The following is a 24,689-nucleotide window of genomic DNA, read 5'->3' as shown; positions in this document are numbered from 1 at the left end:
TAGCGGTCGACCTGAGCGAGCGAACTAGACACTCGGGCAAGTGGTGAAATGAAGATCAATGATCCTGGAGCTTGAAACTATGATCGATAGAGCGAAGTCTGTGCCTCTCAGAACCCAGCCGAGACTCCAGAACTGCGGATCGGTAGCTGAGCTCCGGGAGAGAGGTGGGTCGCGGTGTGCAAAGGTCGATCCTGCCATCGTCTTGTTCCAGAACTGGCAACGAACCCAACGCGTTGCACTCGTGCTGTGCCGGTTACAGCAGCGTCTGGAAAGGCGCGTCATCAACGCAGTCGGTCTCGGTAGACAGGATCGCGATGATCCGCGCAGCCAAGCTCAGATGGTACTGCAGACCGCTCGCTGGGATGTGATTGACGAAGAAGTTGGATACTCCGTCGCCCGCGAGGCGGAGGTTGCAGCCGTGACCGCTGCCTTGAAGCTTCAAGACCAACTTCTGGACACACCTGCACAATCTCTTGTCGGTATTGTAGCTAAGCTGGAGATCATCGCACGGACGGACAGGGAGATCGGCGATCCGACCGACTTTCCTTGGCCTCACATCGAATCGGTTCTTCGAGACCTGAAGAAGTTTGTGGGCAACCCGCCAAACGACCGGCCCGATCGATCCGCCGTTCGTGCCGATGCCGCCCGGTACTGGGCAATTGCCGCCGATCTCGTGCGTCTGGAAAAGGCGGTGACGGAGCTGCCCGTCATTGTTGATTTCCGCGAGGAATTGACCCTGGGTTGGAGTGAACCCTTCCGGCTGGACCGCAGGGAACAAGAAAACTGATACGCTCGATGGGCCTTGAACCGAGAAGGCTCATGAAGTCACGAGGTCCAGGTCGTCAGGCTTCCAAATTGCACGGATCATGGATCAGGGCACGATGTCCCCCACCTACACTGCGGTTTCTCTGTTCTTGAAATCCAGCCTCCTCCTTCATGAGTCGGGAATGACACGAAAATGGTGCAGGGATCCGACAAAATTTGCCGGCTGGCTGTGGTTGGATGGTGCGTCGACTGACATGTCACAAATGCTCAATGCACACCGGCTACAAGTGATAAAACACTCGTGCGAAAGGCAGGCCTGCTATGTCGTGGCTCCTATCGATGGTTGCAGTGTTCATCATCGGTGTTGGGATTAGCGGAGTGTACGCAATGATCCTTCGCCGAAGACATCGGGTACGCCACCTTTGTCAACCGTACAGACGTTCATCGCGCTTGGGCAAGCGGCGATCTATTGCCTCACCTAGGATTGCGGGCGCAATCGGCTACGTCCGTTGGCGCAACTCCGAGATTGGTTTGGGCCGGATGCGCACCGATGCGGCCCGATCTCACCCACAGGCTGGGATGTATGCGGAGGCGTGCGGGTCGAACTGACCTAAGCCCACAAATCCATACCTAAACGCCAAAGGCAGCTAGGCCGTCTAGGGACGGTCCACGGCCTGACCGGATCCTCACTCAACTTGGCCGCGCGAAAAACAGCGGAGAACTTCACCACCGCAACTGTCCGTGTCTGGATTATTATAGGCGCCGCTCAACTTCGCCGACGATACAAGCGCTGTCTTGCAGCGCGATCCTGGCATACGTGTAGCATTGCGCCGCGGCCAAAAAGGCGACACAAGCGACGTCAAAATGATCGGCCATTGCGGCGATACAACACACCTCGCCATTCGCCTCGTGGACGCGGAGCTCTAATTGGTTTCGAAGATAGTTCTGCTGTTGACGCCCCATCGCGGCCTCCTGGATGAGTAAGCCGCACCGCATGGGCATTGATTCCTCGGCTGATCGAGGTGTCAACGCGCTCGGCCTTCGCCCCCATTAAATGCATCATTGCTGTCAGGTGGAACTACGGTCAGCCGGGACCGTTACTGGCGAAACAGATCTCGAGGCCGGAATGTCTGAAAACTTCTTTGCTCCTCGCGTAGTTGCCTCTGTCCGCGAATGCGTAGGCGCCAAGATCAAGGCCAATGCTCCTGTGTCCATTCGAGACTGCATCAACCACGTTCGTGATTCAGTCCCCGAAAGCCAAATGACGGACGACGACTTGGTCGACCTGATCGCCTCATTGGTGGTTCTTGAAAAATGGCCAATCGATCTGAATAGCGGTTAGTCGGGACAATAAACATGAGCATCGTGACGCTTCCATGCAACTTCTCCCAGTATCGTGCTGTTTCGTTCGACATATGGCGGGTTTATAGCGACCGCATTTTCCTTGCTAATCTGAGCGCCAAGTGGAACGGCTATGCACCTGTGACCGAGGCGGGACAGGACGTCTGCAAGCACTGCCACGCCCGTTACGGCAACAAACGCGTCGTCAGAGGCGAGACCATGGTGTGGCAGTGGCACGAGCTGGTCCACGAAGACGGCATATTCAACGGGATCAAGCCTTATACGGAAGAGGTTCCCTTTGGGGTATGGGCAGAATGGAACTTACAAAATGCGGGAGGGGCATGAGGGTTTTCACCACAAGCGCCCCCAAGCGTTTGTCGAGTTCCACCGAACGAAAAAAGCATAAAAGCGACAGGATCGTTTGACTGATGCAGGAATTAATTCCTATTTCAGAGCATGCCGGAACCCTTTGGCCCAAGAGAAAAGACTGCTTTCGAACCTCTACGAGGGAGAGGCGCCTCCGCTGGCGGAGCTTTCGGAAGGCGCCTCAGGTCGTCGGCTGAGGGAATTCGACCGACATCAGTTCAACGCTCCTCATTACCGGCAGTTCCGAGCTCAGTCAGGGGAATTGCGGGGCTCTTGCGGTTTCTGGGATTGAACTCATGATTGCGCTCATGGTTATGTCGGGCACCGCGGCTCGGGGCGGCGTTTTCGAACCTGAGCATCTGGAAATCATGAAGCGGGTCTTCAACGACGCGTGTCTGGATCGTGGCATTTCCCATGAGGGACAAGAGGCCCAGAATCTCGCTGAGGCAATTGTGCTGCTTTTCCAGCCGGCATCGTGACTGAAACAGATCTCCACGTTGCGTTGGAGAAATCAAAATGAACTGAAAGGGCCACAGGGGCGGAGGTTCCTAGGTCTTACGACTTAGCATTCGGGCTTCACGCAGGAGCGACGGCCAGTTGGTAGCCCCAAGCAGCAGCACCAGTTCGCGAGCGTCCTCGTCGGTGATGCAAGTCTCTGCCACGAGATGTGCGATCGCGGAGCTTTCATGCAAATCAGGCTTCCGCGGTTCGTCGGGCATCGAGAGCCTTCCTCGACACGAACCGCCATGCCGCGGACGGGTTCCGCCTTTCTGAAGCCCTACGTCTTTGTGAATAGCACGAACGCGCAATAGGTATATTATCAGGAATGTCGTCCGGTCTTTCACGGCACACGGACGCTTGGGAGCCAACTCAGGTGCTTTCGCCCTAATGGGGAGAAAAGCACCATGCGCTTCAATGGCATTGCAAGCCCAGAGCAGTTGGCAATTCTCCATCAGATATTCGACGACCGCTGCCGTGCAGCAGGTATCCAACCTGGCGATCCGGATCACGAAACCTTGGCGCTTCGGATCATCAGCCTGTTTCAAAGTGGCGTTCAAACTGCGGAAGAAATTATCGCGGCGCTGGATCGGAATGATTTCCAAGGCGAATCTAGGGCGGCCTAGCTGTGAGCTTTCCATAGGTTGTCCATCTGATCCGAGCCGAGAAGACTGAGGTTGTCGAAGCTTCAGTGATTCCCGGAGGATCGGGTGAACGTTCATAAGAATGCCCGGCTTACGCGGCACGGTCGAGAGCGAATTGTAAGGCAGATCGAGAGCGGGCAAACGCCGCAGGCCGTCGCGCAAGCCGCAGGCGTTTGCCCGCGGACAGTCCGTAAATGGGTCGATCGATACCGGCGTAAAGGCCTGGCTGGGCTTGGCGACCGGTCTTCCCGCACCCGCTTAAACGAGGGATGCCGGAGCTGGTCGTCTTCAGTCCAACCCCGGAACTTCACCTCCACAATAATTGCTGGCCGCGTCCAGACGGCGTTCTTATTCTTGAGGCCCGGAATTGGCGAGGAGCCGGTTTGGATCGCATCCAGTTTGGCTTTCAGGGGAAGGGCGCTTTCGGAGTTGAAGCCGGTGCCGACGCCGCCGATATAGGCCAGCTTCCCGTCTTCCGCCGTCGCCAGTAGCAGACTGCCCAGCCCGCCATAGCTGCCGCCAGGCTCATACCCAATGACGACGAACTCGTCGCTCTTGATGCATTTGGCCTTCACCCGGCCAGAGCGATAAGGGCTGTCGAGGAGCTTCGAAACCACCCCTTCCAGACCAAACGCGCAGGCCTGCTCCAAAAGGTCGCCGGGATTTCCCTCGATCGCCTCGCTGAAGACGATGCCCTCCGGATGCGGAGTGCTCAGGAGGTCGAAGAGCCTTTCGCGGCGCTCGGCCAGCGGCCGATCGCGGAGATCCTCGCCGTTCAGCATGGTCAGATCGAATACGACAAACATGATCCGGCTCCGGTCGCCGCCGCAGCCGAGCGCAGCGTTTGTGTCTTTCACGGCACACGGACGCTTGGGAGCCAACTCAGGTGCTTTCGCCCTAATGGGGAGAAAAGCACCATGTGCTTCAATGGCATTGCAAGCCCAGAGCAACTGGCCGTCCTTCATCAGATATTCGACGACCGCTGCCGTGCAGCAGGTATCCAACCTGGCGATCCGGATCACGAAATTTTGGCGCTTCGGATCATCAGCCTGTTCGAGAGCGGCGTTCAAACTGCGGAAGAAATTATCGCGGCGCTGGACGAGCGATCTTAGCTATACAAACTCTTCCGCCGACCGAACGTCGCGGTCAATTTTGCCGTATGCGCCGACCTTTCGACTTTCCTTTGAGGATTTTTGCGTCCTTAGAGTGCTCCGCGATGGCCGGCCCGGCACCGATGACCTTCTCGGTGGCGGGACTTGATGTCGGGCCTTCGCTCAGTTTTTGGGTTTTGGATGGCTTCGCACTTTTCCCTGGCTTGGGAGATGCCGGGGAGTCATTGGAAAAGCCGTCTTGGGTATCTGCGTCGGCTCTTGCCGGCATAGCGCTCTTGATCATCGTGATCTCCTTATCCCTACTGCAGAACACCGGAGACGAAAGTAAGTTCCTTTCTGCCGCATGGAACTTGTCGACGGCCCGAGGATTGTCGTCACAGGGCGTCACATTCAGTGAGGCTGCAAAAATCCCTGGGAGGGAATTATGGCATCAACTCAGACAAAGGGTCTCGAAGACCTGTTTCTCGATGGTCTCAAAGACATCTACTACGCCGAAAAGAAGATCGTGAAGGCGCTGCCGAAAATGGCGAAGGGAGCGGAAAGCCAAGAACTCACAGCCGCCTTCGAGAAGCATCTCGCCGAGACCGAGGCACAGATCGAGCGGCTGGAAGCAGTGTTCCAACTGCTTGGCAAACCCGCTCGCGGAAAAACCTGCCCGGCAATCGACGGCATTCTCGAAGAGGGTTCGGAAATCCTGGCTGATTACAAAGGTGCGCCGGCTCTTGATGCCGGTCTAGTGGCAGCGGCACAGTCCGTCGAGCATTACGAAATTGCTCGATACGGTACGCTGATCACATGGGCCGGGTTGCTGGGAATGACGGAAGCGGCTTCGATCCTGGCCGAGACGCTGGCTGAAGAAGAAGCCACCGATGAGGCATTGTCTGCCTTAGGAGAAGGCGGTGTCAACGAACGTGCAATGCAGGAAGCTGCCTGATCTCTGCTCGTGGGTCTTCGGCTCGCCGTCCTTACGTCCCAGGGCGGCGGGCTTAAGGTTGCCCCATATTTCCGCGGTGAATTGAGTGACCAAGGTGTACGAGTTTTTGGCCATCTCAAATTAGCTCGTCGGCTGATCTATCGCCCCGCACCCGCTTAAACGAGGGATGCCGGAGCTGGTCGTCTTCAGTCCAGCCCCGGAACTCCACTCCACAATAATTGCTGGCCGCGTCCAGACGGCGTTCTTGTTCTTGAGGCCCGGAATTGGCGAGGAGCCGGTTTGGATCGCATCCAGTTTGGCTTTCAGGGGAGGGCGCTTTCGGAGTTGAAGCCGGTGCCGACGCCGCCGATATAGGCCAGCTTCCCGTCTTCCGCCGCCGCCAGTAGAAGACTTCCCAGACCGCCATAGCTGCCGCCAGGCTCATACCCGATGACGATGAACTCGTCGCTCTTGATGCATTTGGCCTTCACCCATTCCTCGCGCCGGCCGGAACGGTAGGGGCTGTCGAGGAGCTTCGAAACCACCCCTTCCAAACCAAACGCACAGGCCTGTTTCAGGAGGTCGCCGGGATTGCCCTCAAAGCTTCGCTGAAAACGATGCCCTCAGGATGCGGACTGCCCAGGAGGTCGAAAAAGCCTTTCACGGCGCTCGGTCAGCGGCCGATCGCGGAGATCCTCACCATCCAGCATGGTCAGATCGAATACGGCGCACATGATCCGGCTTCGGTCGCCGCCGCGGCCGAGCGCGCTGCAACAGGCTGAAATGCGACATGCCGCCCACGTCGGCAACAAAGGCCTCGCCGTCGATCATCGCATTGGTGGCCTTTAGCTGCGACACCCCTTGGACGATGGTCGGGAACTCCTTCGTCCAGTCATGCAGGTTGCGAGCGAGAACCCGAACCTTGCCGTCCTGAAGATACGCTCCGACCCGGTAACCATCCCATTTGATCTCGTGCAGCCAGTTCGGACCTTCAGGCTCCTTGTCGCCCTTTGATTGCAGAGCCAGTGCTCATTCCGACGATCTCATGAAGACTACCACGTAGTCCGCTTCCAAATAACCGCACCTAGGGCCGGAACCAGAATCTTCTTGCTTAGTTGTGAATCTCGAAGGGCAAGAAACTTGCACAAAGGAGACGATCAATGTTCGGCAAACTTTTGGCCACCACCGCGGCTGCAGGCCTCATTGCGACCGGCGCGCTTGCGCAGACGCAACCTGCGCCGCCGGATCCAAACGCACCAGCAAATGCGCCCGCAACTACTGCATCCCCGGTTGCTCCAGCGGAGGGGTTCCTTGCAACGAACCTTATCGGTGAAACGGTCTATAATGGCACTGGTGACGACGCGCAGAACATCGGCGAAGTCAATGATGTAGTGTTTGGCAGGGAGGGCGATGTAGAATCCATAGTTATTGGCGTTGGCGGGTTCTTAGGCATTGGGGAGAAGAACGTCGCCATGGCGTACGACAAAATCGAATGGGCAGAAAAGGATGGCGACCGGTGGATAGTGGTAGCGGCGACCAAGGACGAGCTGAATGCACTGGCGACCTTCGATCCGTTGCCATACCAAGTCACTCCGGGGACGACCACTGACACCACCGCTCCGGCTGCACCCTCGACTGCCGAGGCACCGGCCACGACCGATGAGCCTGCCGCAGAAGCTCCTGCCAATCCCAACCCCGCGGCTACTGACACGACAAAGACCGCTGCGATCGACAAATCGACGTTAAAAGAAGTCGCCGCGACCGAACTCCGTTCGGAGGAACTCGTTGGCACGACTGTTTACGGCGCGAATGACGAGAACCTCGGTGAGATCGGTGATGTTATCCTTGGCGCGGACAAGAAGGTTGAGTCGATCATTATCGATGTCGGCGGCTTCCTTGGCGTAGGTGAGAAAGAAGTTGCAGTTGGTATGGATAATCTCGCTTTCATGGCCGACGAGAACGGGAAAAGGTACCTCTACACCAACTTCACCAGGGAGCAGCTTGATGCGCAGCCAGCGTACGACGAGTCAAACTACGCTGAGAAGCGCGACGAACAGCGCTTGATCATGAAGCGATAAAACTACAGTTTCGCGGCTCCGGCATGCAGTGCCGGAGCCGTGATCGAGTACCCGGCTACTTCACTTGGCCTGCTTTCTCCCCAGGGTCGTGCTCGTGCACGGTAATCGTTCAGTCCGGAACGCCACAAATGCCGTCTATGATTGGCAAGATATGCGGGGAGCTATCCATTTCACATTTTAACGGCGTCAGCGCTGCGCGTGACGCTATTTTACCATGTGCAGGTCGAGCACTTTTCCATCGGCAGTGAAGCTGCCGTCACCGATGGTGCTTGGCTCTCCGTTCCTCCGGCTCGCGTTGATCCAGATCCGCTCGACTTCGAGGATGAGATTATGGATTTGTATCGGAGACCTCTGCATTCGATATTCGCGAGGCACTCCTTGATCTGCGGGGTCAAACAACAGCGTTCAAACTTGTCGACGGTGTTGCCTAAGCAGTTTCCGATATCGAAGACCGGCGAGCCCCTAGGACCAAAGCCTTAAAGCCACATGGCATTGGTCTTGTATGCCACTAATTCGGGAACCGAAATCCAGCGTTGTGATTGTGCTTGCAAGAAATGACAATCAGTCGGAGGCGATTATGGACAAGAGCGTTTACGAGGCTCGCTGGTTGTTGGGGCCACTGCTGGTACTTTGCATAAGCATCGCGACTATGGGATTTACATTAAGTTGACCCATGCCACGCAGCAATGGACGCCGGCAATAACGCCGGCTTCCCTGGAGTGCCATACGCAGTTAACGTCCCTTCCTGCGTATGGTATCGCCCGCCGGCCTGGCCGGCGGGCGCTTCATTCGCCCGATAAATCGAGCAGGCACAATACAACCGCATGCACAAACGCCTCTGCGATGCATTCGTTGCCGACGACGCGGAGAAGAAACAATGCCGACGCGTAGAGCAAGCCTCCTTCTGGTATCTCGGATGGCTTTGATGCCCGTTGCCTTGACTTTAGGCGGCCTTCCTGCAGCTGCGAAAGACAAGGGTGGCGGCAATGGGAATGGCAATGGTGGCAGCGGCGGCAATGGTGGCAGCGGCGGCAATGGGAATGGCAATGGCGGCGGCAATGGGAATGGCAATGGCGGCGGGAATGGAAATGGCAACGGCGGTGGCAACGGGAAGGGCGGTGGAGGCGCAGGAGGCAGAGCAAGCGGCGCCAGTTCCAACCCCACAGGCAGCGCCGGACAGACATCTGCTTCAGCAGTGGTGAGACATGGGAACGGTCTGGAGGAAACAATCGTCCGCGGCCGCTATATTATGAAGGACAGTAGGGGCCGCACCATCGTCAATCGCCCAGCTTCTCCCGCCGACGGCCAGAGACTGCAAACCTTGCAGCGGCGCTAGTGGGCAGGACGGTCGGAGCTGCCGTCGGTATCGCGCAACACCATTGCAGCTTCGGTCCTGTTGCTGACCTTCAGCTTAAAGAAGACGCGGCTCAGGTGGTGTTTCACCGTCTTTTCGTGAAGGTCGAGCGTTCGGCCGATGGCCTTGTTGCTCAGGCCGTCGGCAACCAAATTCAGTACCTGGCGCTCGCGACCGGTGAGTTGTCCCATCGGATCTTTCGGAGGCCGATCGACGCGTGTGGAAAGATCTACCAGTACGCGTGCCGACAGCAGCGGCGAAACATATCTTTCACCGGCAGCGACGCCAACGAGGACATCCAGCAAATCCTTCGAGCCGACTCCCTTGAGAATGTAGCCGTCGACACCCTCCCGGAGTGCCATTAGGACATCGTCAGCGGCCTCCGAAACGGTCAGGACAACGATTTTCTGGTCGGGGATGAGGCGCCGCACGGCCGCGATCGCCTGCAGTCCGCCGCCTGGCATAGAAAGGTCCAGTAGCAATATGTCCGGCCGCGTATCCTTTGCGATGCGTAGTGCCTCTTCACTACTGCCGCCCTGTCCGAGAACCGAAAAAATTCCTGACTCGGACAAACTGCAGGCGACACCGTCCCTAAACAATGGATGGTCATCGATGATGGCAACGCTGATGTTCTGCATCAGAACCTCTTCCAATCGCGCTACAAGAACAGGGTCATAGTAAGAATGGTTCCTTCGCTGGAAGAACCGACCTTGAACCGACCGCCAAGGCTCTCGATGCGCCCACGCAATCCGATGAGGCCCAGACTTTGCGGCCGCGGCGCCTTGATGTCGAAGCCGCTGCCACGATCCATGACGCAGATCGTCAGTTGCCCGTGGTCGCAGGTCTCGCGCACCTCTTGTCCGACGCCGCCAGCATGTTGAAAGCCATTGGTCAGACCTTCTTGTACGAACCTGTACACACAGATCTTTGCGGCAGGCGCCAGTGCGAGGGTCGCGCCAGACGTGGTCAGTGCGACGGCCATCCCAGTGCGCTGTTCATGCGCACGCACGGCGCGAACCAGGATCTCCGGAAGGTCGGCCGCTTCAATGTCCGGCAGTACGAGACCCGTGCAAACAGCGCGGACCTCGCGCAAGGCTTCGTCCAGCCGCGACTTAATCGCGGCGAGATTCCGCCGGCGCTCTGGTTTTGTTCCATCGACGAGAGCGGGGGTGTCCAGCCGCAGTGCTGCCAGAGCTATTAGCTGGGCAGGTCCGTCGTGAAGCTCGGAGCCAAGACGCCTGAGATACTTTTCGTTGAGTGCAGTCGCACGCTCGGAGGCCAGTTGCAGCCGGGTATTAAGCTCGCTGTTTTGAGTGAGCAGATCTGAAAGTTCGGCCACACGCTGACGAAGCTCGATGCTTTGCGTATCGATCGTGCGGCTGCCTCTCATAACGATCGCCGACAGAACAAGAAAGAAGGCGAATGTAATGAGCGCGACTGCCGCCCAGCTTCTCCATAGGGCCTGCTCAAGGCTGCGCTTTAAGGCGGTTGCCGCTTCGTGCAATTCAGCCACGGCGACAACTTCACCCGTCCACGGCTGCAAGAGGGGATAGAAGACTACCAACTGAGGTGCGCCGAACATGGACTGATCTTCATAACGTGTTGCTATTTCGCCCCGCATCGCGGCAAGGAGCGCCTCGTCCTCCGACTGCCGAGCCGTTGCCTCCTCGCCGTGCGCGTAGAGTATCGCTTTGTCGGCGCTCCAAAGGCGGAAAAAGTCGATGCTGCCTCCAAGCGTGCTCTGCCGCATCGTCTCGTCGAGCGCGCGCGCCACCGAATCGTCGAGCTGGTCGGTAGTCCGCATGTCCGGCAGTATGGGAGCAATAACGCTGTCCACGTAGAGAGCGGTGGTCGCACCGGCGTTTTTTGTGATGGCGGACTGGATCAGATGCGACACAACCAGACCTACCAAAAACATGGCGAGGACCGATACGAGTGTGCCCGCTGCCAAGAATTGCGTTGCGAGCGACCATGTTGGCCAAGTTCGGGGAATTGCAGCTTTTGTTGGATGATCGGTAGATAAACTGGTCATCACCACTCCGCCGCCACGGTTGCTCAACGGGCGGTGTTCGACATTTCGATCACGAATAACGGCTGGTAAAGCGTTGGGTTGCGAAGTTAAACGCCCCTCCTTGCAACCAGACGTGACAGCAATGTGTATGATCTATCTTAGAGCGGGGACTGTCAGCAGGTAAGCCGACCGAAGGGGGACCGGGCGACGTAGTCCCACCCGCTCAAGCATGTATGTCAGGTCCGGTTCCGAGATCACGATGCTGATGAAGGGTGATTTACTCCTCAACTTAGGGCTCAAAGGCGTGGAATGACGACGTTTCTCTCCTATGCATTATTGAATGGAAATCGTGTCCGATCATTCAACAACATCTTATTGCTGCTTGATCTTTTTGACAGCTTGATGGCCCCAATCAGCGGCGGACCTAACCCCCTCGCTTGGACCTTTCTCCCCTGCAATGGCCTCGTCTTCGAGGCGTTTAACTGTCTTCGTTATTTTGTTGGGATCCGCGTGTTCGAGACCGACGACATCATTGCGGGTTTCCTGAAGCGCGACGATGATCTCATCCAGTTTGGCATGGATAGCGGCGGTGTCGCGAAAGCCTTGAATGAGCACGACCCCGGTTATGATGATTGCAGCCACAGAGAGGACGTATGTCACGACGTCTGTCCAGCCGAGCGGCACAAGTGCTGTGCAAACTACCATCAATGTCAACACGAGGTAGAAGCCAGGTGGTTTTGACAGGAACTCCGCGATGCGGAACAGCAGGTCATTCATTGTATGAAGCTTCCGTTGCTAACGACCACACTGAAAATGTTGCCTCGGAGCAATCAAGAAAGCTGGATACCCACTTCTATTGGCCGTAATCAAATGCAGCACTCCGTCCGCTCCGATTTCACTTTTGCCTAGTCTGCCCTGTCCGTGATGTCATCGAAAACCAAGGCGGTCCGATTAAGCTTGCGTAGAGCATCTAGAACCTGGCGATCATCCATGGTGTCGCCCCAACTGCTTACAATTATCAGGAGGTCAATATTGTCGTGACCAAATCTCTGGCGGGCTCCTGCCATCTCGCACTTGATTTGTGCTCGGATTGGGCTGTTGAAGGGTATGATGTTGTCGCTGCTCATCGCTCAACCTACTCAACGATGAGCGAACCTGGCATGTTCGCTGGCCACGTCGCCGCTAAGCGCTCTTGGGAACTTCGATGGATGGTTGTGGGGCGATTGGGTCGGGCGAAAGGTTGGACAGTCGGTCTCGATTTGAGCTGAGCCATCTCGCCCTTGGAGAAAACCATCACGTCACCGCGAGGCGGGACCCCAGCGCGCGCGAGGGGTGTCGAATCGAATAGGCCGGCATTTGCGAGGAAGAAGGCTCCCAAGGTTAAGACTACGGTCAAGGCGAAGGCGGCGACAAACACTCCACCCAGTCCGATATCATCATCGTATGTATTGCGCCGGCTCATTGGTTGTCGTCTCTGAAAGAATTGTTTTGGCCGTGATCATCTTTGACCCCGGACAGTCGAATTTAAGGTCGCTCGCCGACGGAGGCCGTCGAGCAGCTGCCATCCGCAGGAAGGGACGTTACTGCGTACGGTATCGCCTCCCGCTACTATGATTTTCATGCGAAGGAAATTCGGTGGAGGAGATGCCGGTTCCTGATTTTCGCTGCTTTCCGACCAATGCCTTTGGGAATGGGACTTTGGTCCAACGGTAGAAAAGGCTTTCGGCCACATTGCGCCTTCCTGGGTGACTTGACTGGCTTGATGGTGCCGATGCGGAGCTGACTCCTAGGGGAAGGCAGCCTCTTGCCCAGGGCAGTCAAAGATGTCGGCTGGGAATTTGTTCCATCTGTCTACCCTTCGTGCAGCGGGGGCGCGGTCGAAACCAATAGGACAGACGGGGCTTTCCGCGGGCGTGGCGACTTGTCTTGCGAAGAGGAGTAGACCCATTTGGCCATTATCGTCAAAGTCGGTCTTTCGGTCATCGTCCAGGCAAGCTCGCAGGAATGGGAACAGTTCGGGTTTCGCAAGTTCGGATTCGGGTTCGATGTGCCGCCTGGCTTCATTTCGAAAGAGACAACGAAAAATGGAGGAGGCGCCAGGTTCAAGGCCGAAGATCGAGGTTCCTGGAAGTCTGGGGTGCCAATGTTTCGGAGCACCTCTTCAAAGCTGTCGTTGAAGCCCACCGTAATGCCGACGAGAAGGAAGGTTGGGACATTACATTCCGTCGTATCATGCCGACGTGGGCGAGCTACTTCGGATTTAAAGGCGGCAGAATTCGCTACTTCCGAGCGATCGCAATTTGCAACCACCGAGCCGGCATTTTCAATTGGGCTATGACGTCGGGGATAGGCTTCCATACGACCCCATCGGTGTCAGAATGGTAGGGTCGTTGAAGGAGGACAGCTGTTAAGCGTCAGTCGCCAGTGGTGAACCGGCTGCGCCCGTATGGACGCGCGCCATCGCCCATAAACTTCACTGCCCGCCCATTGAATTCATGAATGAGCGGTTCGATAATTTCCTCGCGACAACGCTTGAGAGCGGCAAGCGTCGCGGTTTCGTCAGCTTCGATGAGCCGACCATATCCGACCACATCGTGGATGCCCACCGCCAGCATGATCAGCCGCAAGCCGCACCTGGTCCAGTATGCTGGCGGGGTTCCCGGCGGGCCAAACAATCCGCTTGGGGCGCGGGCCCTCTATCTCTATCGCGGCAACCGTGACACGCTTTTCCGGATACACGGTACAAACGAGCCGTGGCTGATAGGCACGGCAGTGTCGAACGGGTGCATCCGCCTGACAAATGAAGACATCATTGACCTCTACGACCGCACGCCTTTGGACACACCGGTACTGGTCATCTGAATTCGGGGAGCTTTTGCTCCCCTATTCCGGAGTGATGAGCTTTGTCATTTGAGCCGTATCGATTGCCCGATACCAACTGTGTCTTTCGTGCACTAGTCATGGCGCAGTTCCCCAGTAGCTTGGGTGTGTCGTACCTTCAACCGATTCTGCCTGGAGGGAAGTGCCTGATGAACAAATTTCTAGCTGCAGTGGTGGCCGCGTTGGCCGTCGCCAGTCTCAGTGGCTGCGGCACAATCGGCAAAGGCAAGGGGAAGGCCCCACCGCCAGTCGAAGAACCGGTAGCCGCGCCCGTTTACAAATAGCGGTCGAAGTCCGATCATGAGGGGAAGGGCCAAACGGCTCTTCCCCTCGCACTTTCGATGCGGCTGTCGTGATAGTTGCAGGCAGGGACCCACTAAGGGCACTGCAGATCGGGTCGTGAACAGAATGGTGCTGATAGCAGCCGGACTGCGTACGGCCAAGCGACCAAAGTCTCCTGCCGGTTCAAAATCGCACAGTCGTCGGTGACCCTGTTCGGCCCTACGGACGCGAGACTGCCAAAATGGTTCCGCGAAGCTGATTGGGGAGTGAAGGTCAACTACTACAGGACCTCGTTCCTTCCGACCGACCTCGGGTTGGTCGAGGTCGAAGCCGGTGGAGTTCCGCTGAAGATTTCATCCGCTCCCCCGGGCGGCCATGGAATGCCTGTACCTGGCATTCGGGCAGCGACGATCTCTTTGAGGCCAGAGAATTGATGGACCGCCTGAACAATCTCAGTCCCGCGACCTTCCAGTCCCTTCTCGAAGCCTGCACCTCGATCAAGGTGAAGCGCCTCTTCCTCTACGTTGCCGGGCACGAGTGGGTCAAACACGTCGACCGCTCGGGCATCGACTTGGGGTCCGGATCGCGCAACCTCGTGAGCCACGGAACCGATTTGCTGCCTTCGGAAGGTGTTTGCCACCGGGAGCGGTTTCGTCCACGTCCCAGGGAATGCCGACAGTTTCACCCTCTATCAGAGCCGCACCTACTTTCCTGATAGTAAGGTAGCGCGCGGTAAAGTTTTCAGAATAGTGATCTACCCCTCTGACCGGGTGGGAGCTGTCGGGCCCGGTGTCACAAATGCTGAATGACCACCGGCTAGAAATGACGCTCAATGCGAAACGGAGGTCCGTGTTCATCGTCGCCGCCGGGATTAGCGGTGGGTATGCAATAATACTTCGCCGAAGACATCGGATGCGCCAGCTACAATCTTTCAGACGCTCATCGCCATAAGCCAAGTGGCCCCGAACCGCCGCCGAAGGACCTGACCCCACTACGGCCGGCGCCCCCGGTCTCTTTTTTGCCGGAACAAGCCCGTGGCGCTAGCGTTGGGTAATGGTCGGTGATCCCGTACCCCATCCACTCGCCGACAGTTCTGACCAAGAACGATACTGGGCCGGCTGTAGTTAGTCGGCCCGTTTTTGCCGGAACAAGCGGGCGACGCAAACGTTGCTGCAACAGTCGGCGGTTTTCGGCCCCCTCACTGGACGCCGACAGTGCGATGAACGGGAAGAGCCGGCTGTGATGGGCCGGCTCTTCCTTTTTTGGGTTGGAAGTATTGTTGGGGGCGGCAGTCGAATTGAACCTAGAGGACAGGATTATCGGACCGGTGTGATGTATTCGAAAATCGAGTTCGCTTTGTTGAGCCTGCGTAGGGCCGCCAGCACTTCATTATCGTCCATTGTGTCGCCCCAACTGCCGGTGATGCCCATTATCTCTATGTCGCCTGGACCGAACTTGGCGACGGCCTTGGCCAGTTCTGTGGCAAGCTCTGCGCGGATATCGCTCTGGAAGGGGATAATGTTGTCGCTGCTCATGGCCTACAACATTAGCGCATCGTAATTGTTCCGCCACTAGCCTGAAAGGAGGAGGGCTACAGCATCTCCATCCGCTCGATCATGTGCGGCAGGTCATAGGGCTGCTTGTCCTTGGCCGAGGTATTGACCTCGTGGCCGACCCGTCAGAATTCGAGATCCCCGTCGAGATTTCTTTTGTTCCCGCAATCCCCAAATCCAGTGATTGCAGAGTCGGTAGCGCATTGATCTGTTTCCAGCACGATCTTTTCGACAATTCTGGCCGAGGATGGCCCGGTAGTCAGTGGCGCGTCGTTCTCAACATGCGCAACGGCGAACTGTATGTCGAGCACTCCGACGATACACAAGAGCGGCACACGCTTGAGGAATTTCTGTTCGCGCCCCTCGCTCGAAACGAGCTCCAGGAGCATGCAGCCAAGTCGCTCGTGGCGCTGCTAGCCAACGTGATCGGCCGCAGCCAAGCCTCACAGGAGCGCATCGACCGATCGGTCATCCCGGCGCGCTGGAATGACGGATGGCGGACCTGGCCATCTTCGCGAGGTGATCCCTGCGAAGGTCAGGGCAACTTCAGGATGTCAGCACCCGCCCGCTCGTCGAACACAACGGACCAGCTCCAGCCGACGGCGGCCTTGGATATCAGGAACGGTCGCCCAGAATGCGAACTCGTGGAACTTTTAGTTAGCGCGCATGTTGTTTTTCTCCAGCTATGGAGAGAGCCATGAACAAGGATGAAGTGAAAGGGTCCGCGAAGCGCGCCAAAGACAAGCAAAAGATCGGCAAAGCGCCGACTGGTGAAAAGCACGCCGGCGCGACCGGAACTGCCGGCGAGCTTGATGAAAGCACCAAAAAGGGCCTTGGCAAGACCGAGGATAAGATCCGGGATCGTCTCAAGGGTGCAGCTACCGTCGAGCTTGATGAACGCACTAAAAAGGGCCTTGGCAAGACCGAGGATAAGATCCGGGATCGTCTCAAGGGTGCAGCTACCGTCGAGCTTGATGAACGCACTAAAAAGGGCCTTGGCAAGACCGAGGATAAGATCCGGGATCGTCTTAAGGGTGCAGCTACCGTCGAGCTTGATGAACGCACTAAAAAGGGCCTTGGCAAGACCGAGGACAAGATCCGGGATCGTCTCAAGGGTTGATGGGGCGCGACGCCGCGAGTTCCCCTTTCGCGGTAGGGCCGGTGGATTTCAGACAAGGAGATAACGGGTGTAGCGTCCGCACATGGCTTTCAATCCGCGGGCTGTAGTTCCAGCTCAATGCCTGTTGATCGCCTCAAGGTATTTCCATAGCGGTGATCATCATTCGCGCGCCGGCTGGCCTCATCACATATTCGGCCCAGCCGTCGTCGGCGTCGGTCAGCGTCATCAGCGCGACCGGATCGTTCTCACCCGATCATTGGCACCATGTCGACGCCGATGGACTTGATCACCAGTGGCACGCCGCCTTCGCTCATTCTCTTCTTCATGGAGGACCATCCCGATTTTTCAAGAGTGAAACGAAATGAGAACAAATTTGTCAAGATCAGCTTGCCCAATGCAGGACTACGTTCCTATTTCAAAGCATGCCGGAACCAAGACACGAGACTTCCCGCTATCGAGCCTCAATGAGGGAGGAATGCGATTCGTGCGCGTGCTGTGTCGGTATTGCAAGCGTAGTCACACTTATCGCCGGAGGATCTCATTCCGATATTTGGAGACGTGGATGTGGACTCGCTATCGCTTCGAATGAAGTGCGAAAACGGTGATCATGGGTTGCTTCACGTTGAAGCTCTTTCTCCGTCCGGTCGAGAAGCGGTAGGGCTTCGCATCCGGCGCCTGGTCGCAATTAAAATCCATCGTGTTCCGATCTGGCGAGAGGACTAGAATGCTCCGCAAATGTCCATTCGTTCCAAGGTTGATAGGAGGAACAGTTGAGCGGGAAAACGCTGCGTCTGCACATACCGCAGTGGCAGGGAGGAAACCTTGAGGCTTATCACTTCGGAGCCCAATTGCTCGCGTGGCTGGCACCGGCAGCGACAGGCCCGGTAGCGACAGTCGAGGTAGCGGAGCCTGACGGCTCCGGGCTTTCGTGGGAGGACGGAATTGTCGCTCGAAGCGTCTTGCTGAAACAGCTCGACCGCGCAGCGCAAGTTCTAAGAAACGAGACGCCGGACAAGGTTGTCGTTCTAGGAGGCGATTGCCTTGTAGACCTTGCCCCTTTCGCCTATCTCAATGAGCGCTACGAAGACGAACTGGCCATTCTGTGGGTCGATGCCCACCCCGACGTGATGACGCCGCAACAGACCGCGCATGCGCATGCAATGGTCTTGGGCAACCTGATGGGTCAGGGAGACGCAAATTTCACGGAGAGGGTTGCCAGGCCAGTCAAGCCAGAAAGGGTGATGTATGCGGGTCTTTTTGATATGTCGCCAGCGGAATGGACGACCATTGAACGGTTGGGGCTCAGGAGAGCAACACCGTCCCAATTGATCGATTCCAGCCAACCCGTGATCGAATGGCTTCGATCGATTGGAGCCAAGCATGTTGCCATCCATCTTGACCTCGATGTCATCGATCCCGCTCAGCTTCGTTCTGTTTACTTCACGAGACCTGATGCGGCTCCCGATGCTTTTGACGGAATTCCGCAAGGGAGGATGACCGTTCCGCAAGTCGTGCGCCTTTTGAATGACGTGGCCGAACAGGTGGAAGTGGTGGGACTTGGCATTACGGAACATCTGCCGTGGGACGCGATCACCATCCGGGACATGCTTCAAGCGCTCCCATTGATCGGCAAAGGTTGAGTAACTTGGAAGTAACGGGAGTTCACCGTATTGCGACAGGCTTCATAGTGGGGCAGCGCCAACGGCACAGGGATGAAAACCAGGCGCAAACTGTGATACAAATTGTGTGCACATTCTGTGACACAGTCACCAGTGCCAGTGCCAAAAAAGATAAGCGATTTCAAATGTTGCGCAAAAGTTGGACGCGTCTCGACTACCTATCTATGTGATGCGAACTCGAAAAATCGAGGCGACGTTGACCCAAATTTTGAGCCAGCCCGCAGACCTCATTGCCGCAACATGCGGCATAGTGAACCATTGTCGCTGAGAATATATGCAAGAATGAGGTGCCGCCGCGCGGTGTGGCGCAGAGCACGAAGCGGACTAAGGCGCGATAGCAAATCCCCGCTCTGCGGCGGGGTAAGAAGCCCCAGGGCAGCCTGGGGCTTTTTCGTGCTTTCAGAATAGAAGGGAGCAGCCAAGGCTCTGGACCGGGCTGCTCCCCCTTCCGCCGCATGCCCGCTAGGACAAATGGCGCGGTCGCCTGTGCCTGATATCTCGGCTGGGCGCCTCAAATTTCTGGCCGCGACCTGCTCACGGCATCCGGTCGCCAAAGATGCGGCAGTCAAGCGCATCGGTTCCGGCACCCCGGCCGCTCTGTGCTGAATGGAACCACCTCGTTCGCCAGCCATTGTATTCATCTCGATTAACGGAGGTCGAAATGGTTGGATCAACAATGAGCATGGGCAGCGAAGGCGTTGCCACTGATGAGACAGGCGGCCTTATATCAGCCAGCAAAGTGAATGGAACTAATGTGTACAACACCCAAGGCGACAGCTTGGGTTCTATTTACGACGTGATGATCGACAAGCGTTCCGGCCAAGTCGCGTACGCGGTCATGTCGTTCGGGGGCTTTTTGGGCATTGGCGAAGAGTACAGTCCGCTGCCCTGGTCGGCCCTTAGTTATGACACCAGACAGGGCGGTTATGTTGTCAAAATCGACAAGGAAGCCCTAGAAGGTGGGCCACGGTACTCTGAGAGCGATTACGACCGGTGGGAAGACCCTGAATTTACGCGCGGGATTGACGACTATTATTCGCGTTACGCTTCTTTAGGAGGCAGGGCTCTTTAAGCCGCTTCGCCGTGAATCTCACGGTTGTCAGAAATGTCGGGGCGAGTGCCCCGGCATTTCGAACCGCCATGAGACGCCCAGCCCGCGTAGTCCCACGTTGGGATCATCCAGATCTCTTCCCGGTTCTACCGGCTTTTTGTGTGGTTGACTTCGTCGACCTCTGTGACGTTCTGAAAGTCCACCCTAGCTACCAAATAGCCCGCCTCGTCGTATATCCGGATCGCCAACTTCGCATCGTGGTGGTCGGTCAAACGTTCCACCATAGTTTCTGCCATTGCCTTTTGCGCCTCAGCTTTCGCGGCTTCTACGTTCTCTAATTCCAGACAAACCGGCTCGACACCCGGTTCGTCAAGAAACTCAAAGCCAAACTTCGGTCCCTGAGAGAGGTTTCGTCAGGGTTCAAGTGCTGTCGCGAAGTTTGGTTCCCACAGGGCGTCGGGCTCTTGCGTTTTCTGAGATTGAATTCATGATTGGTCTGATGGTTATGTCACGCGCCGCGGCTCGGGGCGGCGTTTTCGAACCTGAGCAGCTTGAAATATTACAGCGCGTTTTCGATCAAGCGTGCATCGATCGCGGTTATCCGCGCACGGGCTTGGACGCCGAAGAACTCGCCTCCATGATCCTGCGCCTTTTCCACAGAGGCATCATGTCTGAAGCAAGCCTGACTGTCGCCCTGGACAAGGAATCTAGAAAAACTCCTCCGCCGACCGGTCATCCCGGACCCGCTTGAATGATGGATGCCGGAGTTGGTCGTCTTCAGTCCAGCCGCGGAAATCGATTTCGACAACGATTTCCGGCCGCGTCCAGACGGCGTTCTTATTTCTGAGCCCTGGGATTGGAGACGAGCCGGTTTGGATTGCATCCAGTTTGGCTTTCAGGGGAGGGCCGCTTTCGGAGTTGAAGCCAGTGCCGACGCCGCCAACATAGGTCAGCTTCCCATCTTCACCCGTGGCCAGTAGAAGGCTGCCCAGCCCGCCATAGCTGCCGCCAGGCTCGTAGCCGATGACGATGAACTCGTCGCTCTTGATGCATTTGGCCTTCACACTCCTCGCGCCGGCCCGAGCGGTAGGGGCTGTCGAGCCGCTTTGAAACAACACCTTCCAAACCAAACGCGCAGGCCTGCTCCAAAAGGTCGCCGGGATTTCCCTCGATCGCCTCGCTGAAGACGATGCCCTCCGGATGCGGAGTGCTTAGGAGGTCGAAGAGCCTTTCGCGGCGCTCGGCCAGCGGCCAATCGCGAAGATCCTCGCCGTTCAGCATGGTCAGATCGAATACGGCAAACATGATCCGGCTCCGGTCGCCGCTGCGGCCGAGCGCACGCTGCAACAGGTTGAAGTGCGACATGCCGCCCACGTCGGCAACAAACGCCTCGCCGTCGATCATCGCATTGGTGGCCTTCAACTGCGACATCGCCTGGACGATGGTCGGGAACTCCTTCGTCCAGTCGTGCAGGTTACGTGTGAGAACCCGAACCTTGCCGTCCTGAAGATACGCTCCGACCCGGTAACCATCCCATTTGATCTCGTGCAGCCAGTTTGGACCTAGAGGCACCGCGTCGACGAGGGTGGGATGCATTGGCGGGACAACGCCAGCCGGTACACGTGGCTTGTCGCGGGCGCTCGCCGTGCTGCGCGCCCATTTCATGCGTCGGTCCGGCGCCGGGTCGGCTTCGACGGTTTAGCCTTTGCAATCCCGACGATCTGCGGGGAATCACCGGGAATTGTCGTCAGGCCGGGATGACCAAAAAGCGAGAAGGTGACAGTTCCATCGGCCCAGGCCGAGAGGACTTCTACCTCGATCGTAATCTTGTCCCCTCGATCGATTTTGGGCACCGGCATCAAGCCTGTCCTTTCGCCAGCCAGCGATCGAGGGAATCATTCTCCCGAAGCGCTGTCAGGTGGTTATCGGTAAGTTCATAGAGCGCGCCGGCGATTTCTTCCGGTCCCCAGCCGGCAGCCGCGATGTTCTCCCACATCTCCCGAAAGGCATCGTCGATCGAGACTTGGCAGTCGATCGGGCGATCGGGGTATAGATCCGGGTGCTTCGGCGAGGCGAACCTTGCCATGGTCAGTCCGCCCTGTCGGTGACGTCATCGAACATCGAGCCGGTGTTGTTGAGCTTCCGCAGGGCTGCGAGCACCTGCTCATCATCCAGGGTATCGCCCCAGCTATGGACAATAACTAGAGTTTCGATGTGGTCCTCACCGAATGTGTCGCAGGCGCGCGCTAGTTCGATTTCGATTCTCGCTCGGGTACCGCCGGGGAAACGGATATTGTTGTCACCGCTCATCGCCCGACAACATTAGCCGATCCAACTGGTTCCGCCACTAGCCTGAAAGGATGAAGACTACAGCATCTCCCAAACACCTACTTCAAGGTATCGCCAGACATTCGACTCATTTTGAACGATCCAGTTCACCTGCCGGTGATCTGGCTGCCATATCCTGCATCAATGCTACACGAGCTTTTTGATCTCGCTGCAGAATTCGAGCCTCTGATCGTAGTCTTGATCATCGGCGCGGTTATTGGTGCGACAATCGAGCGATACCGGACACATTTGCGACGACAAGCTTGGAAGCGGCGCAATCGTGGGGAATGGAAACAGCCGCGTCTCCAAACTAACTCCCGATCCGCAGCGCTGCCTGGAAATGTCACGTCAATCGTTCCAAAGCCTATCGATGCAGCCGATCAGCTACGCATTGTGATGGGAGCCAACTTCGCTATCCAACCATTGTTGAACAGAGGCGAAGCGCGGCTCTTCCGAGAGCTGGACCGCATTGTCATGGCGTGCAATCCGCAATGGCAGGTAATGGCGCAAGTGGCTTTGGGTGAAATTCTGAGCAGTCCCGATACAGAGGCATACAGGTGCATCAACTCTAAACGGGTCGATCTTCTCCTCGTCGACGAAAATTGTAGGCCCCGCCACGTCGTCGAATATCAGGGCGGGGGTCACTATCAAGGCACGGCGGCTGCGCGTGATGCCGTTAAAAAGGAGGCACTTCGAAGGGCCGGCATCGGTTATTGCGAGGTAGTTGCCGGTCAAACGACGCCGTCCGAGCTTAAGCGGCTGATCGAGAAGTTGGTTGAAAAACCGGCATCGAGTTTCACACCTGTCGATCAAGATCGGTCAGACCCCGCGGCTACGATAGCAGGCGATCGGTCGCTGACTCTGTCCGGCTCTCAAGCCTGACGTTAGTTAAATCAATTTCGCCCACCTTGAACGACTAAGAAGGAGTGCCTCCTGTCAACTATGTTGACTTGCCAGGCACGCCTGAAAAGGTAGTGGAGATGTTGAAGATGGCAGCTTCCAACGCGGCGCACCTGGCGCGGCTGCTGAAGGCGCAGAATTACGAGGCGTGTGAGACGTCTCGCCGTCGTCAGGGAACCAGTTCGCTCCAGCAGAATTCTGGGTTTATCGCGCCCTCTCCCTTTGCGCGCCAAGTTGAGGCTGAGCACGGTCATGCACCTCAAGATCTGGTCGTTGTTGAAGCAAGCTGTCCTGGGGTTCATCAATGACGAAGCGTTAAGTCGCGGAGCGGCTATGGCATTCTTTGCAGTCACTTCGCTGGCCCCGATCCTGCTCATAGTGGTGGCCATTGCAGGGCTGGTTTTTGGGCGGGAAGCCGCTCAGTCGGCGTTGGATGATCAACTGCGCAGCGTGATGGGCGATCAAAGTGCGCAGCTCATTCAATCGGTTACGGCAAGTGCCGCAAACCAAACCTCTGGGAGCTGGGCGGCGGTGATTGGCATTGTGACCCTCTTAGTGACCGCCTCCGGCGTCTTCGGTGAAATGCAGTCGGCGCTGAACGTGATCTGGAAAGCTGAGCCGAGTGAGGCATCGGTTTCGCGTCTCATTTGGGCACGTGCCTTAAGCCTGGGGCTGGTAGCGTCGCTCGGCTTTCTCCTGATTGTCTCGCTGGTGATAAGCGCCGCAATCTCAGCTTTTGGTCAGTTTCTCGACGCTCACCTTCCATTCGCCGAGATAGTCTTGGGCGTGATCAACGAACTGATCGCCCTCATACTGGTCGCGGCTCTCTTCGCCGCGATCTATAAGGTTCTGCCAGACCGGAGCCTCGGCTGGCGAGACGTTGCTGTCGGCGCCCTGATCACAGCGCTGCTTTTCACGGCCGGCAAGTCGATGATTGGATGGTATCTGGGTTCGAGTGCTGTAGCGTCATCTTACGGGGCTGCGAGCGCGCTTATCCTAACCCTGCTTTGGGTCTACTACTCGTCTCTCATCTTTTTGTTTGGCGCCGAACTTACTCGGGCTTACTCGATCAGCTACGGCAGCCATCAGCATCACGCCCACAAGCTTTCCGCGAGCGGGCAGTCTCCAAAAACCAATGATGGCGTGCTCTAATTTTGTCTAACCGTGGCTGAAAATAGGATGCCATTGGCCTTCCTCTCCGTTTACAAGAGGCGGAAATTATTCAACGAATCGGCAGGTGCCGTTTACAGTCCGAATCGCCAAAAACCGCAGAAATCAGCGGTTGGCTTTGGGCCTTCTAAGCCGATGGTTGCAGGTTCGATCCCTACCGAGGCAATCTGGTCGTTTTGCATTGCTTCCAGCACTGGCCCAACAATCACGACGACACCGGAATCGACATTTTCCGGCTCGATGATAACGGTAAGATCGTTGCGCACTGGGACGTGCTCCAGCTCATGCCCGAGAACTCGGCCAACTCAAACGGAATGTTCTGATCATCGCCATCTGGACATGACTGCTTAAGAGAGCATCAAGCTTGTTGGCCTATGCCCCGAGATCGGTTGCCGAACCGTGCGCGCTGACGGAGCGACTGTTTTCGAGCAACGGCTGTGAGCGCCGAAGTCTGAACAGAGCTAGGCAGCGGAACGGCTGCTTACTCAGTCTCTCGGCTTAGAACCGGACAGGTCAGCTTCCGGTCAAATCCGAGACGTTCGGAGTGTAACGTACCCTACCCGAACGCGGACGCTGGCCTACCTCTTCGACAGATGCGCAATATTTGCTTCGCGACGGGGTCATCGGATGTTCGAGGGATTCAG

General features: G+C 57.0%; 36 protein-coding genes and 3 pseudogenes. 20 read left to right on the top strand and 19 right to left on the bottom strand.

Annotated features, from left to right (window positions below; translation table 11 throughout):
• The first annotated feature begins 202 nt into the window (after positions 1–202).
• Entirely contained in the window at positions 203–787 is a 585-nt protein-coding gene (locus tag F3H98_RS31335; RefSeq protein ID WP_188130587.1) for a hypothetical protein, read from the top strand.
• A 731-nt stretch (positions 788–1,518) separates the two neighbouring features.
• On the opposite strand, the gene F3H98_RS26705 is transcribed toward F3H98_RS31335, so the two are convergent.
• Positions 1,519–1,728 carry a hypothetical protein gene (locus F3H98_RS26705; RefSeq protein ID WP_149763469.1) on the bottom strand — a complete coding sequence of 70 codons (210 nt, stop codon included), beginning with the start codon at positions 1,726–1,728 and terminating at the stop codon, positions 1,519–1,521.
• 163 nt (positions 1,729–1,891) lie between these two features.
• Here F3H98_RS26705 and F3H98_RS26700 point away from each other — a divergent pair, with 163 nt between their 5' ends.
• From F3H98_RS26700 to F3H98_RS26690, 3 genes are all read left to right on the top strand, one after another.
• Positions 1,892–2,107 carry a hypothetical protein gene (locus F3H98_RS26700; RefSeq protein ID WP_149763467.1) on the top strand — a complete coding sequence of 72 codons (216 nt, stop codon included), beginning with the start codon at positions 1,892–1,894 and terminating at the stop codon, positions 2,105–2,107.
• 14 nt (positions 2,108–2,121) lie between these two features.
• Complete coding sequence (locus F3H98_RS26695) at positions 2,122–2,451, top strand: hypothetical protein (RefSeq protein WP_149763465.1); 330 nt, start codon at positions 2,122–2,124, stop codon at positions 2,449–2,451.
• Between the two features lie 317 nt (positions 2,452–2,768).
• The gene (locus F3H98_RS26690) at positions 2,769–2,951 is read left to right on the top strand and encodes a hypothetical protein (protein WP_149763463.1); all 183 of its coding nucleotides are present in this window, start codon (positions 2,769–2,771) and stop codon (positions 2,949–2,951) included.
• A gap of 69 nt (positions 2,952–3,020) precedes the next feature.
• Here F3H98_RS26690 and F3H98_RS31330 read toward each other — a convergent pair whose 3' ends face one another.
• The gene (locus F3H98_RS31330; protein WP_188130586.1) at positions 3,021–3,191 is read right to left on the bottom strand and encodes a hypothetical protein; all 171 of its coding nucleotides are present in this window, start codon (positions 3,189–3,191) and stop codon (positions 3,021–3,023) included.
• A 186-nt stretch (positions 3,192–3,377) separates the two neighbouring features.
• On the opposite strand from F3H98_RS31330, the gene F3H98_RS26685 reads away from it, so the two are divergent.
• Positions 3,378–3,596: a hypothetical protein gene (locus tag F3H98_RS26685; protein WP_149763460.1), complete on the top strand. Its 219-nt coding sequence runs from the start codon at positions 3,378–3,380 to the stop codon at positions 3,594–3,596.
• A gap of 84 nt (positions 3,597–3,680) precedes the next feature.
• Positions 3,681–3,872, top strand: a pseudogene (locus tag F3H98_RS31965) (leucine zipper domain-containing protein); the annotation flags it as partial.
• A gap of 41 nt (positions 3,873–3,913) precedes the next feature.
• On the opposite strand, the pseudogene F3H98_RS31960 reads toward F3H98_RS31965, so the two are convergent.
• Both F3H98_RS31960 and F3H98_RS26675 read right to left on the bottom strand, forming a co-directional pair.
• Positions 3,914–4,420: pseudogene (locus F3H98_RS31960) on the bottom strand (ATP dependent DNA ligase); the annotation flags it as partial.
• 340 nt (positions 4,421–4,760) lie between these two features.
• Positions 4,761–5,009: a hypothetical protein gene (locus tag F3H98_RS26675; RefSeq protein ID WP_149763456.1), complete on the bottom strand. Its 249-nt coding sequence runs from the start codon at positions 5,007–5,009 to the stop codon at positions 4,761–4,763.
• 141 nt (positions 5,010–5,150) lie between these two features.
• Between F3H98_RS26675 and F3H98_RS26670 the strand changes: the two genes are divergently transcribed.
• Positions 5,151–5,660, top strand: coding sequence for a YciE/YciF ferroxidase family protein (locus tag F3H98_RS26670; RefSeq protein WP_149763454.1), 510 nt, complete (start codon positions 5,151–5,153; stop codon positions 5,658–5,660).
• Between the two features lie 302 nt (positions 5,661–5,962).
• On the opposite strand, the gene F3H98_RS26665 is transcribed toward F3H98_RS26670, so the two are convergent.
• On the bottom strand, positions 5,963–6,184 hold the full coding sequence (locus F3H98_RS26665; RefSeq protein WP_149763452.1) for a DNA ligase-like domain-containing protein: 222 nt from the start codon (positions 6,182–6,184) through the stop codon (positions 5,963–5,965).
• Between the two features lie 151 nt (positions 6,185–6,335).
• On the bottom strand, positions 6,336–6,659 hold the full coding sequence (locus F3H98_RS32640) for an ATP-dependent DNA ligase (protein ID WP_425294878.1): 324 nt from the start codon (positions 6,657–6,659) through the stop codon (positions 6,336–6,338).
• A 140-nt stretch (positions 6,660–6,799) separates the two neighbouring features.
• Here F3H98_RS32640 and F3H98_RS26655 point away from each other — a divergent pair, with 140 nt between their 5' ends.
• Together F3H98_RS26655 and F3H98_RS32440 are read left to right on the top strand one after the other, a co-directional pair.
• Positions 6,800–7,717: a PRC-barrel domain-containing protein gene (locus F3H98_RS26655; protein WP_149763450.1), complete on the top strand. Its 918-nt coding sequence runs from the start codon at positions 6,800–6,802 to the stop codon at positions 7,715–7,717.
• Positions 7,718–8,709: 992 nt separating this feature from the next.
• A complete protein-coding gene (locus F3H98_RS32440) occupies positions 8,710–8,919 on the top strand; it encodes a hypothetical protein (protein WP_188130585.1) in 210 nt (69 codons plus the stop codon).
• Positions 8,920–9,049: 130 nt separating this feature from the next.
• Here the strand turns inward: F3H98_RS32440 and F3H98_RS26645 are convergent, their stop codons facing one another.
• The 4 genes from F3H98_RS26645 to F3H98_RS31320 all read right to left on the bottom strand — a co-directional run bounded on the left by F3H98_RS26645 (position 9,050) and on the right by F3H98_RS31320 (position 13,709).
• Entirely contained in the window at positions 9,050–9,712 is a 663-nt protein-coding gene (locus tag F3H98_RS26645) for a LuxR C-terminal-related transcriptional regulator (RefSeq protein ID WP_149763524.1), read from the bottom strand.
• A gap of 17 nt (positions 9,713–9,729) precedes the next feature.
• The gene (locus F3H98_RS26640; protein ID WP_149763446.1) at positions 9,730–11,103 is read right to left on the bottom strand and encodes a sensor histidine kinase; all 1,374 of its coding nucleotides are present in this window, start codon (positions 11,101–11,103) and stop codon (positions 9,730–9,732) included.
• Positions 11,104–11,454: 351 nt separating this feature from the next.
• Positions 11,455–11,859 (bottom strand): low affinity iron permease family protein, encoded by a 405-nt coding sequence (locus tag F3H98_RS26635; RefSeq protein ID WP_149763444.1) that lies wholly within the window; start codon positions 11,857–11,859, stop codon positions 11,455–11,457.
• Positions 11,860–13,496: 1,637 nt separating this feature from the next.
• Complete coding sequence (locus tag F3H98_RS31320; RefSeq protein WP_188130592.1) at positions 13,497–13,709, bottom strand: adenylate/guanylate cyclase domain-containing protein; 213 nt, start codon at positions 13,707–13,709, stop codon at positions 13,497–13,499.
• Here F3H98_RS31320 and F3H98_RS26630 point away from each other — a divergent pair.
• The 4 genes and pseudogenes from F3H98_RS26630 to F3H98_RS31945 all read left to right on the top strand — a co-directional run.
• A pseudogene (locus F3H98_RS26630) lies at positions 13,675–13,944 on the top strand (L,D-transpeptidase); the annotation flags it as partial. The gene F3H98_RS31320 and the pseudogene F3H98_RS26630 sit on opposite strands and share 35 nt — an antisense overlap.
• A 167-nt stretch (positions 13,945–14,111) precedes the next feature.
• A complete protein-coding gene (locus tag F3H98_RS31950; RefSeq protein ID WP_149763442.1) occupies positions 14,112–14,246 on the top strand; it encodes an ABC transporter in 135 nt (44 codons plus the stop codon).
• A gap of 201 nt (positions 14,247–14,447) precedes the next feature.
• The gene (locus tag F3H98_RS32635; protein WP_188130584.1) at positions 14,448–14,678 is read left to right on the top strand and encodes a type IV toxin-antitoxin system AbiEi family antitoxin domain-containing protein; all 231 of its coding nucleotides are present in this window, start codon (positions 14,448–14,450) and stop codon (positions 14,676–14,678) included.
• Complete coding sequence (locus F3H98_RS31945) at positions 14,600–14,959, top strand: type IV toxin-antitoxin system AbiEi family antitoxin domain-containing protein (RefSeq protein WP_425294877.1); 360 nt, start codon at positions 14,600–14,602, stop codon at positions 14,957–14,959. Before F3H98_RS32635 ends, F3H98_RS31945 begins: the two co-directional genes overlap by 79 nt.
• A 601-nt stretch (positions 14,960–15,560) precedes the next feature.
• On the opposite strand, the gene F3H98_RS26610 is transcribed toward F3H98_RS31945, so the two are convergent.
• Positions 15,561–15,779, bottom strand: coding sequence for a hypothetical protein (locus F3H98_RS26610; RefSeq protein WP_149763437.1), 219 nt, complete (start codon positions 15,777–15,779; stop codon positions 15,561–15,563).
• A 131-nt stretch (positions 15,780–15,910) separates the two neighbouring features.
• Here F3H98_RS26610 and F3H98_RS26605 point away from each other — a divergent pair, with 131 nt between their 5' ends.
• Positions 15,911–16,498 (top strand): hypothetical protein, encoded by a 588-nt coding sequence (locus tag F3H98_RS26605; protein ID WP_149763435.1) that lies wholly within the window; start codon positions 15,911–15,913, stop codon positions 16,496–16,498.
• Complete coding sequence (locus F3H98_RS26600) at positions 16,495–16,917, top strand: hypothetical protein (RefSeq protein WP_149763433.1); 423 nt, start codon at positions 16,495–16,497, stop codon at positions 16,915–16,917. The genes F3H98_RS26605 and F3H98_RS26600 overlap by 4 nt, the downstream gene beginning before the upstream one ends.
• Positions 16,918–17,162: 245 nt before the next feature.
• Here the strand turns inward: F3H98_RS26600 and F3H98_RS31315 are convergent, their stop codons facing one another.
• Positions 17,163–17,312, bottom strand: coding sequence for a hypothetical protein (locus F3H98_RS31315; RefSeq protein ID WP_188130583.1), 150 nt, complete (start codon positions 17,310–17,312; stop codon positions 17,163–17,165).
• Between the two features lie 375 nt (positions 17,313–17,687).
• Here F3H98_RS31315 and F3H98_RS26595 point away from each other — a divergent pair, with 375 nt between their 5' ends.
• Both F3H98_RS26595 and F3H98_RS26590 read left to right on the top strand, forming a co-directional pair.
• Positions 17,688–18,557: an arginase family protein gene (locus tag F3H98_RS26595; protein WP_149763431.1), complete on the top strand. Its 870-nt coding sequence runs from the start codon at positions 17,688–17,690 to the stop codon at positions 18,555–18,557.
• 700 nt (positions 18,558–19,257) lie between these two features.
• Positions 19,258–19,668, top strand: coding sequence for a PRC-barrel domain-containing protein (locus F3H98_RS26590; protein WP_244621920.1), 411 nt, complete (start codon positions 19,258–19,260; stop codon positions 19,666–19,668).
• A 125-nt stretch (positions 19,669–19,793) separates the two neighbouring features.
• Here the strand turns inward: F3H98_RS26590 and F3H98_RS32630 are convergent, their stop codons facing one another.
• On the bottom strand, positions 19,794–19,991 hold the full coding sequence (locus F3H98_RS32630; RefSeq protein WP_425294876.1) for a DUF6894 family protein: 198 nt from the start codon (positions 19,989–19,991) through the stop codon (positions 19,794–19,796).
• A 143-nt stretch (positions 19,992–20,134) separates the two neighbouring features.
• Here F3H98_RS32630 and F3H98_RS26585 point away from each other — a divergent pair, with 143 nt between their 5' ends.
• A complete protein-coding gene (locus F3H98_RS26585) occupies positions 20,135–20,398 on the top strand; it encodes a hypothetical protein (RefSeq protein ID WP_149763429.1) in 264 nt (87 codons plus the stop codon).
• Here F3H98_RS26585 and F3H98_RS32625 read toward each other — a convergent pair.
• Genes F3H98_RS32625 through F3H98_RS26560 form a run of 5 tightly spaced genes read right to left on the bottom strand, consistent with a single transcriptional unit; the run spans position 20,355 to position 21,957 of the window.
• Positions 20,355–20,711 (bottom strand): ATP dependent DNA ligase, encoded by a 357-nt coding sequence (locus F3H98_RS32625; RefSeq protein ID WP_188130582.1) that lies wholly within the window; start codon positions 20,709–20,711, stop codon positions 20,355–20,357. The two genes, F3H98_RS26585 and F3H98_RS32625, sit on opposite strands and share 44 nt — an antisense overlap.
• The gene (locus tag F3H98_RS26575) at positions 20,611–21,312 is read right to left on the bottom strand and encodes an ATP-dependent DNA ligase (RefSeq protein ID WP_149763427.1); all 702 of its coding nucleotides are present in this window, start codon (positions 21,310–21,312) and stop codon (positions 20,611–20,613) included. The genes F3H98_RS32625 and F3H98_RS26575 overlap by 101 nt, the downstream gene beginning before the upstream one ends.
• A complete protein-coding gene (locus F3H98_RS26570; RefSeq protein WP_149763425.1) occupies positions 21,309–21,506 on the bottom strand; it encodes a hypothetical protein in 198 nt (65 codons plus the stop codon). Before F3H98_RS26570 ends, F3H98_RS26575 begins: the two co-directional genes overlap by 4 nt.
• Complete coding sequence (locus F3H98_RS26565) at positions 21,506–21,733, bottom strand: hypothetical protein (RefSeq protein ID WP_149763423.1); 228 nt, start codon at positions 21,731–21,733, stop codon at positions 21,506–21,508. The genes F3H98_RS26570 and F3H98_RS26565 overlap by 1 nt, the downstream gene beginning before the upstream one ends.
• A 2-nt stretch (positions 21,734–21,735) precedes the next feature.
• Positions 21,736–21,957 (bottom strand): hypothetical protein, encoded by a 222-nt coding sequence (locus F3H98_RS26560; RefSeq protein ID WP_149763421.1) that lies wholly within the window; start codon positions 21,955–21,957, stop codon positions 21,736–21,738.
• A gap of 162 nt (positions 21,958–22,119) precedes the next feature.
• Between F3H98_RS26560 and F3H98_RS26555 the strand changes: the two genes are divergently transcribed.
• Positions 22,120–22,857: a DUF2726 domain-containing protein gene (locus F3H98_RS26555; protein WP_149763515.1), complete on the top strand. Its 738-nt coding sequence runs from the start codon at positions 22,120–22,122 to the stop codon at positions 22,855–22,857.
• Positions 22,858–23,127: 270 nt separating this feature from the next.
• Positions 23,128–24,027 carry a YihY/virulence factor BrkB family protein gene (locus F3H98_RS26545; protein WP_149763419.1) on the top strand — a complete coding sequence of 300 codons (900 nt, stop codon included), beginning with the start codon at positions 23,128–23,130 and terminating at the stop codon, positions 24,025–24,027.
• A gap of 92 nt (positions 24,028–24,119) precedes the next feature.
• On the opposite strand, the gene F3H98_RS26540 is transcribed toward F3H98_RS26545, so the two are convergent.
• Positions 24,120–24,311, bottom strand: coding sequence for a hypothetical protein (locus F3H98_RS26540; RefSeq protein ID WP_149763417.1), 192 nt, complete (start codon positions 24,309–24,311; stop codon positions 24,120–24,122).
• Positions 24,312–24,689 lie beyond the last annotated feature (378 nt).

Origin of the sequence: Neomesorhizobium albiziae, from assembly GCF_900114255.1 — a bacterium.
GTDB classification, from domain to species: domain Bacteria; phylum Pseudomonadota; class Alphaproteobacteria; order Rhizobiales; family Rhizobiaceae; genus Neomesorhizobium; species Neomesorhizobium albiziae.
The sequence above is the reverse complement of the archived record's forward strand: the minus strand, read 5'-3'. Positions and strand labels throughout refer to the sequence as shown.